Annotated in this window: 19 protein-coding genes; 10 read left to right on the top strand and 9 right to left on the bottom strand. The window is 35.4% G+C overall.

Going from position 1 to position 18,060, the window contains the following annotated elements:
- Window positions 1-41: 41 nt before the first annotated feature.
- The 3 genes from ribH to H8B04_RS09910 all read right to left on the bottom strand — a co-directional run bounded on the left by ribH (window position 42) and on the right by H8B04_RS09910 (window position 3,267).
- A complete protein-coding gene (gene ribH / locus H8B04_RS09920; RefSeq protein WP_190302257.1) occupies window positions 42-530 on the bottom strand; it encodes a 6,7-dimethyl-8-ribityllumazine synthase in 489 nt (162 codons plus the stop codon).
- Window positions 531-598: 68 nt separating this feature from the next.
- Window positions 599-1,255, bottom strand: a complete 657-nt coding sequence (locus H8B04_RS09915; protein ID WP_165290351.1) for a tetratricopeptide repeat protein — start codon at window positions 1,253-1,255, stop codon at window positions 599-601.
- A gap of 86 nt (window positions 1,256-1,341) precedes the next feature.
- Window positions 1,342-3,267: a polysaccharide biosynthesis protein gene (locus H8B04_RS09910; RefSeq protein ID WP_190302256.1), complete on the bottom strand. Its 1,926-nt coding sequence runs from the start codon at window positions 3,265-3,267 to the stop codon at window positions 1,342-1,344.
- 101 nt (window positions 3,268-3,368) lie between these two features.
- On the opposite strand from H8B04_RS09910, the gene H8B04_RS09905 reads away from it, so the two are divergent.
- The 3 genes from H8B04_RS09905 to H8B04_RS09895 are packed head-to-tail and all read left to right on the top strand — an operon-like array spanning window position 3,369 to window position 5,942.
- On the top strand, window positions 3,369-4,571 hold the full coding sequence (locus H8B04_RS09905) for an alanine dehydrogenase (RefSeq protein ID WP_190302255.1): 1,203 nt from the start codon (window positions 3,369-3,371) through the stop codon (window positions 4,569-4,571).
- Between the two features lie 4 nt (window positions 4,572-4,575).
- On the top strand, window positions 4,576-5,436 hold the full coding sequence (locus H8B04_RS09900; RefSeq protein ID WP_165290348.1) for an alpha/beta hydrolase: 861 nt from the start codon (window positions 4,576-4,578) through the stop codon (window positions 5,434-5,436).
- Window positions 5,433-5,942: a TlpA family protein disulfide reductase gene (locus H8B04_RS09895; RefSeq protein ID WP_165290347.1), complete on the top strand. Its 510-nt coding sequence runs from the start codon at window positions 5,433-5,435 to the stop codon at window positions 5,940-5,942. The genes H8B04_RS09900 and H8B04_RS09895 overlap by 4 nt, the downstream gene beginning before the upstream one ends.
- Here H8B04_RS09895 and H8B04_RS09890 read toward each other — a convergent pair.
- The 6 genes from H8B04_RS09890 to porX form a co-directional block, all read right to left on the bottom strand.
- Window positions 5,917-6,966: an ABC transporter ATP-binding protein gene (locus tag H8B04_RS09890; protein WP_190302254.1), complete on the bottom strand. Its 1,050-nt coding sequence runs from the start codon at window positions 6,964-6,966 to the stop codon at window positions 5,917-5,919. The genes H8B04_RS09895 and H8B04_RS09890 overlap by 26 nt on opposite strands.
- A 63-nt stretch (window positions 6,967-7,029) precedes the next feature.
- The gene (locus H8B04_RS09885) at window positions 7,030-7,833 is read right to left on the bottom strand and encodes an outer membrane beta-barrel protein (RefSeq protein WP_190302253.1); all 804 of its coding nucleotides are present in this window, start codon (window positions 7,831-7,833) and stop codon (window positions 7,030-7,032) included.
- Window positions 7,834-7,849: 16 nt separating this feature from the next.
- Complete coding sequence (locus tag H8B04_RS09880) at window positions 7,850-8,596, bottom strand: hypothetical protein (protein WP_190302252.1); 747 nt, start codon at window positions 8,594-8,596, stop codon at window positions 7,850-7,852.
- Between the two features lies 1 nt (window position 8,597).
- A complete protein-coding gene (locus H8B04_RS09875; RefSeq protein WP_190302251.1) occupies window positions 8,598-9,137 on the bottom strand; it encodes an RNA polymerase sigma factor in 540 nt (179 codons plus the stop codon).
- Window positions 9,138-9,202: 65 nt separating this feature from the next.
- Window positions 9,203-9,619 carry a tRNA (adenosine(37)-N6)-threonylcarbamoyltransferase complex ATPase subunit type 1 TsaE gene (gene tsaE, locus H8B04_RS09870; protein ID WP_190302250.1) on the bottom strand — a complete coding sequence of 139 codons (417 nt, stop codon included), beginning with the start codon at window positions 9,617-9,619 and terminating at the stop codon, window positions 9,203-9,205.
- A 9-nt stretch (window positions 9,620-9,628) separates the two neighbouring features.
- On the bottom strand, window positions 9,629-11,185 hold the full coding sequence (porX, locus tag H8B04_RS09865; RefSeq protein WP_190302249.1) for a T9SS response regulator signal transducer PorX: 1,557 nt from the start codon (window positions 11,183-11,185) through the stop codon (window positions 9,629-9,631).
- Window positions 11,186-11,424: 239 nt separating this feature from the next.
- Between porX and H8B04_RS09860 the strand changes: the two genes are divergently transcribed.
- From H8B04_RS09860 to H8B04_RS09830, 7 genes are all read left to right on the top strand, one after another.
- The gene (locus tag H8B04_RS09860) at window positions 11,425-12,681 is read left to right on the top strand and encodes an HD domain-containing protein (RefSeq protein WP_190302248.1); all 1,257 of its coding nucleotides are present in this window, start codon (window positions 11,425-11,427) and stop codon (window positions 12,679-12,681) included.
- A gap of 35 nt (window positions 12,682-12,716) precedes the next feature.
- Complete coding sequence (gene lpxD, locus H8B04_RS09855; protein ID WP_190302247.1) at window positions 12,717-13,745, top strand: UDP-3-O-(3-hydroxymyristoyl)glucosamine N-acyltransferase; 1,029 nt, start codon at window positions 12,717-12,719, stop codon at window positions 13,743-13,745.
- 25 nt (window positions 13,746-13,770) lie between these two features.
- The gene (locus tag H8B04_RS09850; RefSeq protein WP_190302246.1) at window positions 13,771-15,162 is read left to right on the top strand and encodes a bifunctional UDP-3-O-[3-hydroxymyristoyl] N-acetylglucosamine deacetylase/3-hydroxyacyl-ACP dehydratase; all 1,392 of its coding nucleotides are present in this window, start codon (window positions 13,771-13,773) and stop codon (window positions 15,160-15,162) included.
- Window positions 15,163-15,172: 10 nt separating this feature from the next.
- On the top strand, window positions 15,173-15,967 hold the full coding sequence (gene lpxA / locus H8B04_RS09845; RefSeq protein ID WP_165290337.1) for an acyl-ACP--UDP-N-acetylglucosamine O-acyltransferase: 795 nt from the start codon (window positions 15,173-15,175) through the stop codon (window positions 15,965-15,967).
- Window positions 15,968-15,986: 19 nt separating this feature from the next.
- A complete protein-coding gene (locus H8B04_RS09840) occupies window positions 15,987-16,607 on the top strand; it encodes an ABC transporter ATP-binding protein (protein WP_165290336.1) in 621 nt (206 codons plus the stop codon).
- A gap of 73 nt (window positions 16,608-16,680) precedes the next feature.
- Window positions 16,681-17,241: an elongation factor P gene (efp, locus tag H8B04_RS09835; protein WP_165290335.1), complete on the top strand. Its 561-nt coding sequence runs from the start codon at window positions 16,681-16,683 to the stop codon at window positions 17,239-17,241.
- Window positions 17,242-17,329: 88 nt separating this feature from the next.
- Window positions 17,330-17,902, top strand: coding sequence for a 5-formyltetrahydrofolate cyclo-ligase (locus tag H8B04_RS09830; RefSeq protein WP_190302245.1), 573 nt, complete (start codon window positions 17,330-17,332; stop codon window positions 17,900-17,902).
- The last annotated feature ends 158 nt before the right edge of the window (window positions 17,903-18,060 follow it).

Genomic DNA, 18,060 nt, shown 5'->3' with positions numbered 1-18,060 from the left:
AAACAAAAACTGCCAGATACAATCTGGCAGTTTTTGTTTTATTAATATTTTTTACTGATGTGTGCCATTTGAATGGCTGTAACAGCAGCTTCTTCTCCTTTGTTACCGTGTTTGCCGCCCGCTCGATCTGTTGCTTGCTCTAAATTGTCTGTCGTAAGCACACCGAAGATAACTGGCTTATTATATTTTATAGCCACATTACTTATTCCATTTGCCACCGCATCGCAAATAAAATCGAAATGTCTAGTTTCTCCTTGGATGACACAGCCTAGACATATTACGGCATCAAAATCTTTATTGCGTAATACAATGTCTGCTCCTGAGATCAATTCGTAACTTCCAGGTACTTCAATGATGTCAATATCTTCTTCTTTTCCTCCATTTTTTAATAAGCCTTCAATAGCGCCGTTCAATAAAGCTCCAGTCACTTGAGCATTCCATTGAGATACTACGATAGCAAATTTAAACCCTGCTGCACTTTGGACTTGAATATGAGAGAAATCGGATAAATTTTTAAGCGAACTTGCCATAATTTTCTTCTTTTAACTAAAAAGGCTGCTTGATAGCAGCCTTAATATATAATGATAACTTAATTCAATTATTGTTTTGCTTGTACACGAGCTAAAGGACCATCAATAGTCGAAGCTTCGTTACTTTGAGGATAATCCGTTTTAATTTGTTGATATGCCTCTTCTGCTTTTTTGTATTCGTTCAATTGTTCGTAAACTAATCCTAATTTTTTAAGGAAAAGAGGAGTAGTGTAAGAATTTTTAGATTTACCAACAGCTTTGCTGTAATAGTCTGCAGCATTTTTGTAGTCGTGGCTATCTGAATATGCATCACCAATCAAACCTACAACCAAAGGATCTACAATGTCACTTCCTGTATCAGAATATTTTTTCAAATAATTGATAGCTTCTTGGAAATTACCTTGACGTAGATATAAACCACCTAAATAAGCGTATGCAATATTTGCTGATGGTGTATTCGAATATTCATCTGCGATTTCTTTTAGACCAGCAAAATTGCCGTCACCTTCGATAGCTTTCTTTTGTAAAGAATCTATCAATACATATTCTTCGGCTTGATACATAGCATCAGCAGCTGTTTCAACTCGAGGCGCTAGGTACAATTTTTGGTATCCAATATATAAAAGAATTAATACGACAATAGCACCCAAAATAAAAATTAGGCTCTTTTGATTGTCTTGAAAGAAAGATCCTTTTTGATCTGTAGAATTAAGATTTGTTGACATTAGTTTATATTAAATATACTATGGAACGCAAAAATACACTTTTATTGAAAAATTCCAATACTAAAAGCTAGAAAATGCTAAATAGATTATTCTTTCGTAATGGTGATGCTAGGATGATCTAACGTCTCATATTCAGAATTTTGACTTTTGAATTCAGGCACAATCGCTTTCATTTGTTTTACAATATTAAATTGATGTTGAGTTTTGACAATGTCAAACAATAAATCAATTTGAGCTTTAACATCTTCAAAGCAATTTTCTCTTACTTTAGCAATCATGATTTTCTCATGGTGCGTAGGCATGGTGTTCTCTAAGTCATTCAATAATTCTTCGTATAACTTTTCGCCTGGACGTAAGCCTGTGAATCTTATTTCAATGTCTTTGTTGGGCTCAAAACCTGAAAGTTTGATCATTTTTTTAGCTAAATCTACGATCTTTACAGATTTACCCATGTCAAATACGAAAATTTCGCCGCCTTGACCCATATTACCTGCTTCGATCACCAATTGACAAGCTTCAGGGATTGTCATGAAATAACGTGTGATCTCTGGGTGTGTAACAGTTACTGGACCTCCTTTTTCAATTTGTTCTCTAAATCTTGGAATTACAGATCCGTTGGATCCTAATACGTTTCCAAAACGTGTAGTAATGAATCTTGTTCGTTTTTCTACATTATCTTGTTCCAATTTATTATTCAACGCCTGAACATAAATTTCAGCGATACGTTTTGTTGCCCCCATCACATTGGTAGGATTTACCGCTTTATCCGTAGAAACAAATACAAATTTTCTTGCTTTGAATTCAACAGCAAGATTAGCCAAATTTATAGTACCCAATACGTTGGTGCGCACTCCTTCAATTGGGTGATTCTCTACCATAGGTACATGCTTATATGCTGCTGCGTGATATACAATTTGAGGTTTGAATTCCTCAAATAAATAACGCATACGTTCGTAATTTTTTACGTCAGCAATGAATGTATGGTAAATTTGATCTTTAAATTTCTCTTGTAAATCAAGTTGAAGATTGTGTAATGGAGTTTCCGCTTGATCACATAAGATTATGACTTGGGGATCGTATTTACTGATTTGAGCAGCAATTTCACTACCAATCGATCCTGCAGCTCCAGTTACTAATACACGCTTTCCTTTCAATTGTTCTAAGATCGATTCATTATCGATTTTAATAGGTGCGCGTTCTAATAAATCCTCAATCTTGACATTTTTGATATGGTTTACTGACAAATCTCCATTCATTATTTGTTTCGCAGGAGGTAGAGTTAAAACCGATATATTATTTTCAAGACATAATTCTATTATTTGAGATTTCTTTTCGGAAACAAGAGATGGAGTAGCAATAATCAACTCGTCAACAGCCAACTTGTTGATTACAGTTGTTAGATTATCAGATTTGTAAATTCTTACACCATCAATGGACTTACCTACTTTGGAAGGATTATCGTCTAAAAACCCTACAATGATTTTATTTGTGGTTAAATCATGGTCAAAAGTTCTTTTTACTGCAATACCTAATTCACCAGCGCCAAAAATGATCACATTCTTCTTAATTTTCTTTGCTGTTCGAGAATATTGGAAGAAAACTTTAATTGACGTTCTATATATAACCAATCCTACAAAAAGTAATAAACTGTATATAATTATTAATGAACTGTCTATTATGTGTGGTGCACGGATAGCCAACACGAAAAGTTTAGCGCCAAATAAAATAATTACAGTTAGTAAATTACAAGATAGAATACGTATAGAGTCAGTAGAACTTGTATACCTTACAATACCAGAATATAATTTAAAAACGACAAAAGAGATCACAGTCGCTCCTAGACACAATAGAAATTCGGAGGCAAAATCATTTGGATTAAAGATTATATTTTTAGTATCTTGATACAAAAAATAAGCAATCAAAAAAGCAAAAATTGCAGCCGTTAGGTCTAGAAAGAATATTACCCAACGTGGTAATATCTGGACATGGTTAATAACTTTAAAGAATTTCATTTATAATTCGTGCGCTTGTATAGTGCAAAGCTATTAAAATTTGGAATATAACTATATATTCTTTTTATAATTAATAGGCAAATTATAGGAAAAATGAAGATATGGCAAAAATCGAAGAAAGTGTGTTGGGACAAACTCAAGAATTATTAAAATCTAATAATAAGACTAAAAGAGAATTAGTTATTGGTATTCCCAAGGAAACGGTTTTTCAAGAAAAGCGTATTGCATTGACACCATTGTCAGTAGCCTTGCTAGTCGAATATGGTCATCGGGTAATTATTGAATCTGGGGCGGGAGATTGTTCTAATTTTTTAGATCACCATTACAGCGAACAAGGAGCTCAGATTGTCTATGATTCCACTCAGGTTTATAATGCTGATATCGTCATTAAAATAGCAGGACCTACGGTTGAAGAGGTTCGAATGATGCGTAATAAGCAGATTTTAATGTCATCCCAGCAACCTAGCTTATTGGAAAAGGAAGTGCTGCAGGCATTGATGAAAAAACAAATCACCGCATTATCTTATGAATATTTACAAGATGAAGGCGGCCATTTGACAGTAGTCCGAGCGATGAGTGAAATTGTAGGAGCAACCTCTATTTTAATCGCGGCCGAATATCTCTCTAATATTTTTGATGGCAAAGGGTTAATGCTAGGTGGTATTACTGGTGTTCCTCCTACTGAAATAGTCATCATTGGAGCGGGGACGGTAGGTGAGTTTGCAGCTCGAACTGCAATAGCATTAGGGGCGGAGGTTAAAGTATTTGATAGTTCGGTATATAGACTTCGAAGGTTGCAGAACAATATAGGTTCACGCGTGTATACATCTGTCATACAACCTCTCATTTTGAACAAAGCAATAAAATCTTGTGATGTCGTAATTGGTGCCTTAAGAGCAAAGAATGGTCGTTCTGCATGCCTTATCTCCGAAGAAACTGTTTCGGAAATGAAGCCAAATTCTGTTATCATTGATGTGTCAATTGATCAAGGTGGTTGTTTTGAAACTTCAGAAATCACGTCCCATGATAAACCTGTTTTTAGGAAATATGATGTGATTCATTATTGTGTACCTAATATTGCTTCTCGTGTTGCCCGTACAGCCACATATGCTTTGACAAACATTTTTACGCCAATTTTATTACAAATCGGTGAATGCGGAAGTTTCAGCAGTTTGATATGGAGTCATGCTGGGATCAGAAATGCGGTTTATCTTTATCAAGGAAGTTTGACAAACAAAGATATTGCTGATCGATTCAATATAGCTTATAAAGATTTATCTTTGATGATAGTCGCTAATCAATAAACCTATGAAATTACATCTTACCTTAATCATGACATTATTGTATGGATTTTTGCAGGCACAGGATAAAATAGCCTTGTATTCAGTTATTCCTAACCTAAAAGACACGGCCAATATTGAGAAAAATACCCCTGAGCTGTATAGTTACATCCCGCAAGAAATCAAACATTCTAAAATATTCTTAATCCTTCCGGGAGGAGGATATACCCATCATGCTATGGATCATGAAGGGCATCAAGTTGCCAAACGATTAAATGAGCAAGGGTATTGTGCTTTTGTGCTTAAATATCGATTACCAACTTCAAAACAACAAATCGATAAGCGTATTGCGCCCATTGAAGATGCTCAGCGAGCTTTGATTGTTGTCAAAGAATATGTGAAGGGATTAAAAATTAAGAAGCCTAAATTTGGCGTATTAGGGTTCTCTGCAGGTGGGCATTTAGCTTCAACATTGTCTACACACTTTGCCTCTGATTATAACCATCAGAATTTGTCTTCAAAAGATTTAAGACCTGATTTTTCGGTGTTGGTGTACCCTGTAATTTCTATGGAAGATGGTGTTACCCATAATGGCTCCAAAACAAATTTGATAGGGCCAGATTTTCAGCCTGAAGATGTGATTCGTTTTTCTAATGAAAAGAATATTAATAAAAAGACTCCGCCGGCATATTTAATCCATGCAAAAGACGACAAAGCAGTGCCTATTGAAAACAGCCTTCGCTATCAGAATGAGCTAAATAAGTATAAAATTCCTAATTATTTATTTGTATATGAGAAAGGTGGGCATGGTTTTGGAATGAATAACAAGCAAGAACCATTGGATTGGTTTGAAAATATGCTTGAATGGTTAGAAAATGTTAAACTATGAAAAAACTATTATGGATTATTGGGTTAATTGTATGTTCGTTTATAACAACAAAAGCTCAAGAGTGGAAAGTTAATTTAGGGGAACAAACTCCAAAATTTGAAGTTAAAGCTAAAAATAATCAACTAATTAGTTCTGAAAGCCTGAAAGGTAAAGTTGTTTTGTTGAATTTCTTCGCGACATGGTGTCCTCCGTGTAGGAAAGAATTACCAAGGTTACAAAAGGAAATTTGGGATGATTTAAAATCCAATAAAGACTTAGCCGTTTTTGTATTAGCACGAGAAGAAGGATGGGAAAAAATTGATCCTTTTATTGATGAAAATAAATATACATTTCCTGTGTTTCCAGACTTAAAACGTGAAGTGTTCGGTCTTTTTGCAGAGCAATCTATTCCTCGAAATGTTGTATTGGATAGATCCGGAAAGATTATCTATCAATCCATTGGATTCGAAGATGAAGAATTCTCAAAAATGGTAGAGCTTATTAAAGCTGAACTGGAAAAGAAATAAAATTTAGAATATCTATATCAACTCCTGTTCCTATAGGAAGAGGAGTTTCTGTTTTAACTATAGCGTGTAAGCTAATTTCTTTATTTCCTAAAACATACTCACTATAAAACCCTCTAAATTTGATGTCTAAGATTTTGAAGGTTGAATTCCGATTTTCTTTTACATTGATCCACTCCTGATGTATAGCAACAGAGTCTTCTTGCTGAATATTCAGTATTAAAGCTTGTTTGGGAGAAAGAATATTGCTTTTTGCTAATAAAATCGCAGTATAGTGATGTTTAGGTCGAAAATATAAGTCTTTTGGGTTTCCAGCATCGACAATTTTACCATTGCGCATAACGATTAATGCATCCGCCATTGCAAGGACTTCTGCAGGATCATGAGAGACCAAAATAACAGTCAATCCCGTTTCCATTACAATTTGCTTGATGTCCTGTTGTAAGCCATCGCGAAATGCGGCATCCACTTGATTGAATGGCTCGTCCATAAGCAGCACTTCTGGGTCATTGATTAAAGCACGGGCAATAGCTACTCGCTGACGTTCTCCACCACTCAAATCAGCAACTCTATGTTGAGCTAAATGGTCAATACGTAGTTTCTTTAAGATTTCGGCAGTGCGACTTTGTTTGTAATCCAAATTGGTATTTGGAAGTTGGGATGCAATGTTATCCCAGACTTTAGCATATAAATTAAGGTCATCAAATCCTTGAGACACCATCTTCATGGCGTCGTGACCTGGAATCAATTTGTCTTTGCGTGTAGGAACCAGCCAGCCTTTATAGCGAACTTCTCCTTCATTAGGTTCCAACAGTCCATAAATAAGCTTTAGGAGTGTACTTTTGCCACTTCCTGATTCTCCAATTATTGCGGTTATTTTATTCTCTTCAATATCAAACGATACATTGTCAACAGCTGTTACATCTTCTTTTCCAGTAAAAATCGAAGTAAGATTTTCTCCGTGAATTGCAGCAACGCCCAATTTTTGAGTATCCGTAGGAATATATTGACAAGATGAAGTAGCCATAAAATAAAAATGCCGAAAATTTCTTTCGGCATAAAAATAGGTTTTATAAATGAATTATTTGGATTAAAATCCTAAACTAATACCAAATGCTAAATTGTTAAGGTTTTTCTGCGCTGGACTTTTTTCAAAGAAATCATTTACATAATATTTTGCGAAGATTCCGAAATCATCGTAACCTAATCTAATGAAAGGTCCGTATTGGAATGAAGCTAAACTGTAATTATCTTTGAATTTTTGTTTACCATTTTCTTTGCTTTTCAAACGTTGTGTACCTTTTAATAAGACACCTGTCATCGCACCAAAAGCCACTTTTACACGTTCTCCTTTCCTGTTTTTGTCACTTCTCCATTCGAAAGTTAAAGGCATGCGGAAGTAAGTTGTGGTAAAAACATTCTTTTTATATTCCACATCCCCGTCTTCATAAGAAATTGGAGAGGTATTTTCATTCAGCAAGATATTTTTCTCTAATCGTAAATAATTCCATTCAAAACCAGCTGAAATATAAGTTTTGAAATTGTCGCTTGCACGAAGCCCGAATTGCGCTACATCAAAACCAAAGTTTGATGCTTTTTTATATTTCAAGAATTGATTATCTTCTGATAAAGTAAATGCTCCGTCATCCATGATTCTGGAGAATCCCCAATCTATTCTTGAAAAGGTAATTCCACCAAAGGCACGAGGATATTTTGTGGTTTCATCGCCATCTTTTGCACCAATAGAAATTTCTATATCAGTTTTCTTTTTGACAACAGTTGAATCCTGTGAAGTGATGGTTGTTACAGTGGAAGTATAGCTTTGTGCGACGGCAATATTAACAATACTGAATAAAATAAGTAAGGTACTCGTTATGTTGTAGATCTTTTTCATGATTATATATATTAGGTTATTTTTTTGCTAATGAATTGAATATATTGAGTGTTATGGATCCTTCTTCGTCGTTTCTAAATTCGATTTCTTTATTATCTTGGATATCGATGCTTTTTGTTAAAATATTCTTGGTTATTCCATTTAATACTTTGGTGACAATAGAAGATTTTGTTTCTTCTTTTGGTGCAGCGAAAGTATATGAATTTGGTGTTTCAATTAAGTGCTCAATTATTTTTACTTCTTCTGTATAATTTGGTTTTACCACGATATCCGCTTCTACGGTTGCTAATAAATGATCTGTTTGCAAATTTTCTTTAGCCTCCTCGGTAGCATAGCGTTCAAAATGGTTAATTGCTGCAAGTTCTTCTTTAACGGGAAGCTTTTCTTCCATATTTTTCGCTACCGATCTTTTTGGAGAATAGTTTGAGCTTTCTTGGATAGATTCTACAACCTCAGGTTTCTCTTGAGCATTAATTTCTTCGCTTTTAGAAGGTTCATTATTATTTTCAATAGCAGTCAACACCTCTTCAATTTTTTCTTTCCCAGTAGGAATAGGTTTTTTATAGAATGTCAATCCTATTCCGAAAAACAGAAGCAATGTCGCTGCTATAGAAAGTTGGGCTCTATATTTGATGTAAAAAAGAATTATCTTTTTCTCTTTAGCTAATTCTTGTTCAATACCTTCCCAAACACGGTTATTTGGTGTCTCTTCCGCTTGCTCGAAAGCATCTCGGAATAATTTGTCTAAATCTTGTGACTCCATATTATATAGTGTTTTCTTTTATCAATTTTTGTTGTAATGCCTGTCTTGCTCGGGAAAGTTGAGATTTCGAATTTCCTTCCGAAATGCCCAACATCTCTGCTATTTCTTTGTGACTGTAACCTTCAATAGCATACAAGTTGAAAACAGTTCTGTATCCAAGCGGTAATTCTTTTATGAGTTTCAATAAGTCCTTGTATGAACTGGTGTCACTTGTCAAGTGACTATGAATCGTGTTTTCATGTTGCTCGCCGATGCTGTCCGTATATTTCTCTTTGCTCTGACGATAGCTTTCTATAGCTGTATTGACCATGATACGTTTTATCCAACCTTCCAATGATCCTTTGCCATCAAATAAATGATGCTTAGTAAAGACTTTTATGAATCCATTTTGAAGAATGTCTTCCGCTTCTAGTGTTGTCTGCGCATAGCGCATACACACCACAAACATCTTTTTGGAGAAAATAGAATAAAGTTGCGCTTGCGATTTTTTATCCTGCGCCTGACAGCTTTGCCATATTCTATTTAAGTTAATATTCTCCAATTGATGTTAGTTTAATAGGAAGACGCAAGGATTTGGAGAAAGGTTGCATGAGTTCGAAAAAAAAATTATTTTTTTTCGATGGTAATAAGTCGATGTTGGTTTTCCAATACCTCAATTGCGATTTTAACATAATGAAGCGGTATTAGATTAGGGATTTTTTCAGACCATTCTACAAAACAGTAATCTCCTGAATAAAAATATTCTTCGTAGCCCATATCAAGGGCTTCCATTTCATTCTTTAACCTATAAAAATCAAAGTGATAAATACTGCCTTGAGGTATACTATATTCGTTTACAATAGAAAATGTTGGGCTAGAAGTATGTTCGGTGACACCTAAAGCAAGACAAAGCTCATTGATAAATGTTGTTTTTCCTGCACCCATACTTCCGTAAAAAAGAAATATGCGATCATCCGAAAATGTTTTAACTACCTGTTGAGCTGCTTCTTTTAATTCACCTAAATCTTTTACCTCTATTTTCATGTTGCAAAATTATGATTTTGGAATGTAAGTGGCATAAGGAATAATCATTTCTTCGAGTGAAATACCTCCGTGCTGAAATGTTCCTAAAAAATAATTGACAAACTGATTGTAATTATTAGGGTAGACAAAATACACATCATCTTTTGCAAACAAGTAAATTGAAGTCATATGCAACAAAGGAAGTTGTGCTTCCAAAGGATTTTTTACTGTAAAAACATCTTTACCGATATAGTTTAGGTTCTTACCTTGTTTATACCGTAGATTGGTATTTGTGTTTTTATAGCCAACTACTTTACTTGGTTTCTTGACACGTATTGTTCCATGATCCGTTGTTATTACTATCCGCACGTTCTTTTGCGAAAGCCATTTCAAAGCATCTAATAATGGAGAATGTTCGAACCAAGAGAGCGTCAATGAACGATAAGCCGCCTCATCATTTGCTAATTCTCGTATCATGGCCATATCTGTGCGTGCATGTGACAACATATCGACGAAATTATATACCAAGACATTGAGATTATTATTCATCAAATTGCTCAAATTGTCTACTACATCCCGTCCTTGTTCTAAAGTCAAAACTTTGGTGTAGCTGTGCTTGATCTCTTTTCGGTACAACCTTCTTAATTGATCGGCTAAAAATTTGTCTTCGTTTAAATTCTTGCCACCTTCATCTTCATCATTCTGCCATAAATCTGGAAATCTTTTGGACATTTCTAAGGGCGTAAGTCCGCTAAAGATAGAGTTGCGCGCATATTGTGTTGCCGTAGGTAGAATGCTGTAATAATTATCTTCTTCTTCAAGACGGAAATAATCTGTTATCACATCATTGATTTGCTTCCATTGGTCATATCGCAAATTGTCTATTAAAAAGAAGAAAGTAGGTCTTTCCTCATTTAATGTTGGAAGGACTTTTTTGCGGAACAATTGATGTGAAAGAATAGGGCCTTCCTCTGGATTTTTCATCCAGTTGATATAGTTCTTTTCGATGTATTTAAAGAATATATTATTGGCCTCTGCTTTCTGAGTCTGAAGAATCTCATGCATGCTGTCGTCTTCAAGCTTTTCTAACGAAAGTTCCCAATAAATAAGCTTTTTGTAGGCTTCTACCCAGCCTTTGTAATCCAACCCATCATTGATCAATAAACCTAAATTTTGAAACTCTTGTTGATAAGCCATTGATGTTTTTTCATTCACAATACGTTTGTTCTCAGTGAATTTCTTGATTGTTATAAGGATTTGTTTTGGGTTTACGGGTTTTATAAGATAATCATCAATCTTAGCGCCGATTGCTTCTTCCATGAGGTGTTCTTCCTCATTTTTGGTGACTAAAACGTTCGGAATAGTGGGATTAATAGATTTAAGAATGCTTAATGTTTCTAATCCAGTAAGTCCTGGCATATTTTCATCCAAGAAAACTAAATCAAAAGGTTCGTTGCGGAATGCTTCTACAGCATCTGTTCCGTTGTTCACTGTTTTTACCTTATATCCTTTGTCTTCTAGAAGTAGAATGTGGGGTTTGAGAAATTCAATTTCATCGTCTGCCCACAATATATGTGTTTTTGCCATTTTGAATACGCTAATTTGAAAAGAACAAAATCGTCAATCAAAAGAGTATAATTGACTACTTTGCTCACGCAATTAATATGTATAATAGTTAGAATTGTACTTATATTCCAAATAACTACCTTTTTTTAACATTAATTAACTGTAATCTTAATATCTTTGCATTTAACTTAGATTAGGTGTTCTTTGGAAAAACCGTAGCATAAGTATAAAGATAACAAACTTCATAAGGTAAAAGACTGTTGAATAAGAAAAAAATCATTAATGACCCCGTATACGGTTTTGTTTCAATACCGTCAGGTTTTATTTTTGATCTGATTCAGCATCCTTATTTCCAACGTTTACGATATATCAAGCAAGTGAGTATGACGCACATGGTCTATCCAGGTGCTTTGCATACGCGTTTTCAGCATGTCATAGGAGCAATGCATTTGATGCAGTTGGCTATTGATACGTTGCGCAGTAAAGATGTGTTGATATCCGAAGAAGAGGAGGAGGCGGTATTAGTTGCTATTTTGCTGCACGATATAGGCCATGGCCCATTTAGTCACTCCTTAGAGCATACTTTGATTGAAGGCGTGTCTCACGAAGTAATTTCATCCATGTTGATGGATCGCTTGAATGAAGAATTTAAAGGTCATTTATCTTTAGCTATTACAATTTTCAATGACAATTACTCAAGGCGATTTTTACATCAATTAGTCTCCGGGCAATTGGATACTGATCGAATGGACTATTTAAATAGAGATAGTTTTTTTACAGGTGTCTCTGAAGGTGTCATTTCGTTTGATCGTATCATTAAGATGCTAACTGTTGTTAATGATGAGTTGGTCGTCGAATCGAAGGGGATTTATTCGGTAGAGAAATTTTTGATTGCTCGCCGGTTAATGTATTGGCAGGTTTATCTCCACAAAACAGTTATTGGAGCAGAGCAAATGCTGATAAAAGCACTAAAAAGAGCGAAGGAAATGAGTAATCAAGGAGTTGAGCTTTTTGCAACACCAGCCTTGCAGCACTTTTTGAAAAATAGAATCAATGCGACAAATTTTATATCGGATGAAATACATTTGAATTGGTTTACCAAATTGGATGATACTGATATACTTTCAGCATTGAAATGTTGGGTAGATCATGATGATTTCATACTGAGTACACTTTGTCAAAAAATATTACGTCGAGACTTATTCCGTACAGAACTAAGATCTAATCCTTTTGCTGAAGAAGAAATCGAAGTGTATAAAAATAAAACTAAAGCTTATTTTGGGTTAAGCGATAGAGAATTAGAATACTTTATTTATGAACAGGTCATACACAATTCGGCTTATAGCGCTGAAAAGGAACCTATTCGTATCGTAAATAACAAAGGGCAATTAGTGGATATTGCAGAAGCATCTGATTTATCCAATTTAGAAGCTTTATCTAAAAAAGTGGTGAAGTATGCCTTGACATATCCCAAAGAAATTGGCTTTGTTGAGTTGGAAGAGAGCCCAAAAGATTAAATTATTTTCAGGAAAAAAAGATACATTTGTAGTACATGCAGTTTACAGCGGAGCAAATAGCGACATTATTAAATGGGACAGTAGAGGGAAATCCAGAAGCTTTGGTATCACAATTAGCCAAAATTGAAGAGGGTTTTGAAGGCGCATTGTCTTTTTTGTCAAATCGCAAATATGAGCATTATTTATACGAAACAGAATCAAGTATTGTAATAGTAAATCAAGATTTAGTATTACAAAAGCCTGTTAAAAGCACTTTAATTCGTGTAGAAGATGCTTATACCTCTTTTTCAGAATTATTGAAAATTTATCATGCCTTGCGTGTAGAGCGTGCAGGTCGTGAAGATCAAGCTTTCGTACACGAGACAGCACAGATCGGTGATGGGGGCTATATTGGCGCCTTTTCGTACATCAGTAGAGATGTAAAAATAGGTAATAACGTAAAGATTTACCCGCGTGTATATATTGGAGACAATGTTACAATCGGAGATAACTCCATTTTGTTTCCAGGTGTAACTGTTTATTACGATTGTGTAATAGGTTCCAATGTTACCATCCATTCTGGATCCGTAATAGGCAGTGATGGGTTTGGATTTGCACCTCAAGCAGATGGTTCATACGAGAAAATACCTCAAATCGGTAATGTGGTATTGGAAGACAATATAGAAATAGGAGCTAATACGGTAATTGATAGAGCTACGTTAGGATCTACAATCATTCATCAAGGTGTGAAATTGGATAACTTAATTCAGATTGCCCATAATGTAGAAATTGGTTCTAATACAGTTATTGCCGCGCAAACAGGTGTTTCTGGTAGCGCCAAAGTGGGTAAGCAAGTGGTGTTAGGAGGACAAGTTGGGGTAGTTGGTCATATCAGTATTGCTGATGGTACCCAAGTACAGGCACAATCTGGAATTAACCGTAGTATTACCGAATCATTTAAAAAATGGGGAGGTTCTCCATTTGCACCGTACACTAGCCAATTGCGATCGCAAGTAATTTATACTCGATTACCCGAATTGGAAAAGCGTATCGCTGAATTAGAAAAACTTTTGAAAGACAAATAAAACTATTTACCATAAAATGGATGAAATGAACACAAAGCAAAGGACAATAAAATCTGAGGTTACAATTTCTGGAATAGGTTTACATACTGGTAAATCCGTTACTTTAACCTTAAGACCAGCTCCTGAGAATCATTGGTTCAAATTTAGAAGAGTTGATTTAGAAAATCAACCTATAGTATCGGTTGACGCAGATAACGTTTCAGATACATCAAGAGGTACTACTATTTCTGAAAATGGAGCGTCAGTAAGTACAATCGAACATTTGATGGCCGCTTTAGTAGGTCTTCAAGTAGATAATGTATTGATTGATCTAGATGGTCCAGAAGTTCCGATTTTAGATGGTAGCTCAAGCATTTTTATCGAAAAATTAACTCAAGTCGGATTTGTTGATCAAGAAGCCGATAGAGATTTTTACGAAATAAAAGAAAATATCCACTATTCGGAGCCTGACCGCAAAGTTGAAATCGTAGGTATGCCTTTAGATGGCTACCGTTTAACTTGTATGATTGACTTTAATTCACCAGTGTTAGGAAGTCAACATGCGTCTATTAGCTCAATTGATGATTTTGAAAAAGAAATTTCATCATCGCGTACCTTCTGTTTTTTACATGAACTAGAAGCACTTGTTAACAATAATCTAATTAAAGGTGGCGATTTATCCAATGCTATCGTTATAGTAGACAGAGAAGTATCAACAGAAGAGTTGGATAAACTTCAAACTCTATTTAACAAACGTGTAACTGTAGCAGATGAAGGTATCTTGGATAATATTCAGTTAAGATATCAAAATGAACCAGCGCGTCACAAGCTGTTGGATATGATTGGTGATTTAGCGTTAGTTGGTCGTCCTGTGAAAGGACATATTATGGCAGCAAGACCGGGTCATGCAGCCAATGTAGCTTTTGCTAAACGCATTAAAAATCAAATCAAAAGAGACAAAAACAAGAAAAAAATAAATACGTACGATATTCATGCTAAGCCAGTATACGATACCGTACAAATCATGAAAATCCTTCCACATCGTCAACCATTCTTGATGATAGATAAGATTCTCGAATTGTCAGAGACTCATGTAGTGGGATTGAAGAATGTGACAATGAACGAAGATTTGTTCATGGGGCATTTTCCAGGAGCTCCAGTATTCCCTGGGGTTTTGCAAATTGAAGCGATGGCACAGACTGGGGGTATTTTGGTCTTGAATACTGTTCCAGATCCTGAAAACTGGTTGACACTGTTCTTGAAGATTGAAAATGCAAGATTCAAGAATCAAGTGCATCCAGGAGATACCATTATATTCAGTTGCGAATTGTTAGAGCCAATTCGTAGAGGCATTGCTCGTATGAAAGGTGTAGGCATGGTAGGGGAGAAAATAGTGAGCGAAGCCGAATTAATGGCTCAAATAGTAAAAGTGAAATAATCAAAATATAATGATACAACCTTTATCGTATATACATCCTGAAGCAAAGATTGCTGAAAATGTCGTGATTGAGCCATTTAGCACGATACATAGGGATGTTGTAATTGGCGAGGGTACGTGGATAGGGTCTAATGTGACCATTATGGACGGGGCTCGAATCGGGAAGAATTGCCGTATCTTCCCTGGCGCTGTAATCTCAGGAGAACCTCAAGATTTGAAGTTCGAAGGTGAAATCACTACTGCCGAAATCGGTGATAATACAACAATACGTGAATGTGTCACTATCAATAGAGGCACAAAAGACAGATATAAAACTGTAATCGGAAAAAATTGTCTTATACAAGCTTATAGCCACATTGCACATGATTGTATTGTGGGAGATAACTGTATTTTTTCAAATTCAAGTACTCTTGCGGGACATATCACTGTTGGTGATCACGTGGTATTAGCTGGACTAGTTGCGGTGCATCAGTTTTGTAAAATTGGTTCCCATTCGTTTGTGACTGGTGGTACTTTAGTTCGTAAAGATGTTCCTCCATTTATTAAAGCAGCACGTGAACCTATCTCTTATGCGGGTATCAATTCTGTAGGACTTCGTCGTAGAGGATATACTTCGGATCAGATTTCTGAGATTCAAAATATCTATCGTGTACTTTTTGTTCAGCATAGAAATTTATCTAAAGCATTAGATATTGTAGAAGCTGAATTTGAGGCGACCGAAATTAGAGATGAAATCTTAGGATTTGTTCGCAGCTCGAATCGAGGTGTGGTTCGAGGATTCAACACAGGTAAAACTGGAGTTTAATCAATTAAAAGAAAGATTATTGAAGATAACTTTACAAAATCTAGGGAGAAGGTTTAATCAAGAATGGATTTTCAGAGGTATAGATTATACCTTCTCCTCATCACAATCTTATGCCATCCTTGGACCTAATGGTTCGGGTAAATCAACGCTTATCAAAGTATTGACTGGGCAGCTTACGCCTAGTGAAGGAAAACTTGAATATACTGTTGAATCTTCTTCTATCGAGGTAGATACTGTTTATTCATACGTGTCTATAGCAGCACCTTATATCGAGCTTATAGAAGAGTTCACCTTGAATGAATTGTTGGATTTCCATTTCAAATTCAAAAATTATCTATCCGGTTACGATGCTAAATCCATCGTTAATCTGTTGGGCATGGAAAAGTCTGCTAATAAAGGGCTTAAATTCTTTTCTTCGGGCATGAAACAACGTGTTAAATTAGCAATAGCCTGTTGTAGTGACTCGAAGATATTATTTTTGGATGAACCTACATCCAATTTGGATACCTCCGGCGAAGATTGGTATTTGAATCTCGTGAAGGCTACTTCTTCAACCGACAGATTGTTGATCATTGGATCCAATCAGGAGAAGGAATATAGCTTTTGTGATGAAAAATTCTCCATTACTTCCTATAAGTAAGCCAATCGTTTTTATAAGCGCATAGTTTTTTCTATTTTTGCATTTATAATTTATTAACAATAATATAAATCAAATGGCTAAAGCTTCAGAAGTAAAATCAGGAAATGTTTTACGTTTCAATGGTGAATTAGTAACTGTTGAAGAATATATACACCGTACACCAGGAAACTTACGTGCTTTTTATCAAGCCAGAATGCGTAACGTTAAAACTGGAAAATTAGTTGAATATAGATTTCGTGTAGACGAGGCGGTAGAAATTGCTCGTGTAGAGACTAATGATTATCAGTATCTATATGAGGATGGCGAATTTTTTGTAGTGATGGATAATGCTACTTACGAACAATTCAATATTCCTAAATTTTTATTCGGAAGTTCGGCACGATTTTTGAAAGAGGGTATGAACGTAATCGTAGCTTTTGAAAGTGAGGAACCTATAATGGCCCAAGCTCCTAAAAGTGTTGAATTAGAGATTACGTATACAGAGCCAGCGGTGAAAGGTGATACATCTACTAACGCATTGAAAAAAGCAACTGTTGAAACAGGTGTCGAAATCAATGTTCCTTTATTCATCAATCAAGGAGATAAGGTAAAAGTAGACACTACGACTGGTGATTACATCGAGCGTGTAAAATAATACATATAAGAAATTAGGTTTAGGTTGATTATTTCGGTCTTGTTAGTACTCCAGCTACAAGGCCGTTTTTTATTTAATACCTTTAATTATGACCAAATCCGAGTTACGTAAAGAGTATAAAAAACGTCGAAACAATCTTAGTATTCAAGATCAAGCTACTTTAAATGATCAGCTATTTGAGAAGTTGCGAATGTTAGACTGGGAGAAATATACGTATGTACATGTGTATTTGACCTTAGAAAAATTCAATGAGCCTGATACGACCCGATTGATTAAGTGGCTACGCGAATTCCATCCACATATTCAACTTGTTATTTCAAAATCAGACTTTACAAATGGTTATATGCAAAATTATATTCTAAATGATAAGACAGAGCTGATAGAGAATGCATATGGTATTTTAGAACCTGTAAAGGGAGAATTAGTGGACGAAATATTAATTGATTTAGCATTTGTGCCTTTACTTGTCATCGATATAAAAGGTAATCGTGTAGGATATGGAAAAGGTTTTTACGATCGGTTTTTGAGTAAATGTAGGCCTGATATCAAATCTTACGGCATTAGTTTTTTTGAGCCTGTACAATGTATTTCAGACGTTGATGAATGGGATAGAAGGTTAACGCATTGTATTACTCCGTTGAATATTTATTCATTTCAATAAAAAAACCTTAGAAGTTATTTCTAAGGCTTTCTGTTGTGCGCCCGGCATGGGCGATAACTCTAGGGTGCAAGTCCCGAACACGCCATTACAGTTGGAAGTGTTAGCCGAAGGCAAGGGTGTCCACCGTGAGGTGGAATCTGAAGGAAGCCTCAGGCAAA

Source organism: Sphingobacterium litopenaei (assembly GCF_014692495.1).
Lineage (GTDB): Bacteria > Bacteroidota > Bacteroidia > Sphingobacteriales > Sphingobacteriaceae > Sphingobacterium > Sphingobacterium litopenaei.
The sequence above is the reverse complement of the archived record's forward strand: the minus strand, read 5'-3'. Positions and strand labels throughout refer to the sequence as shown.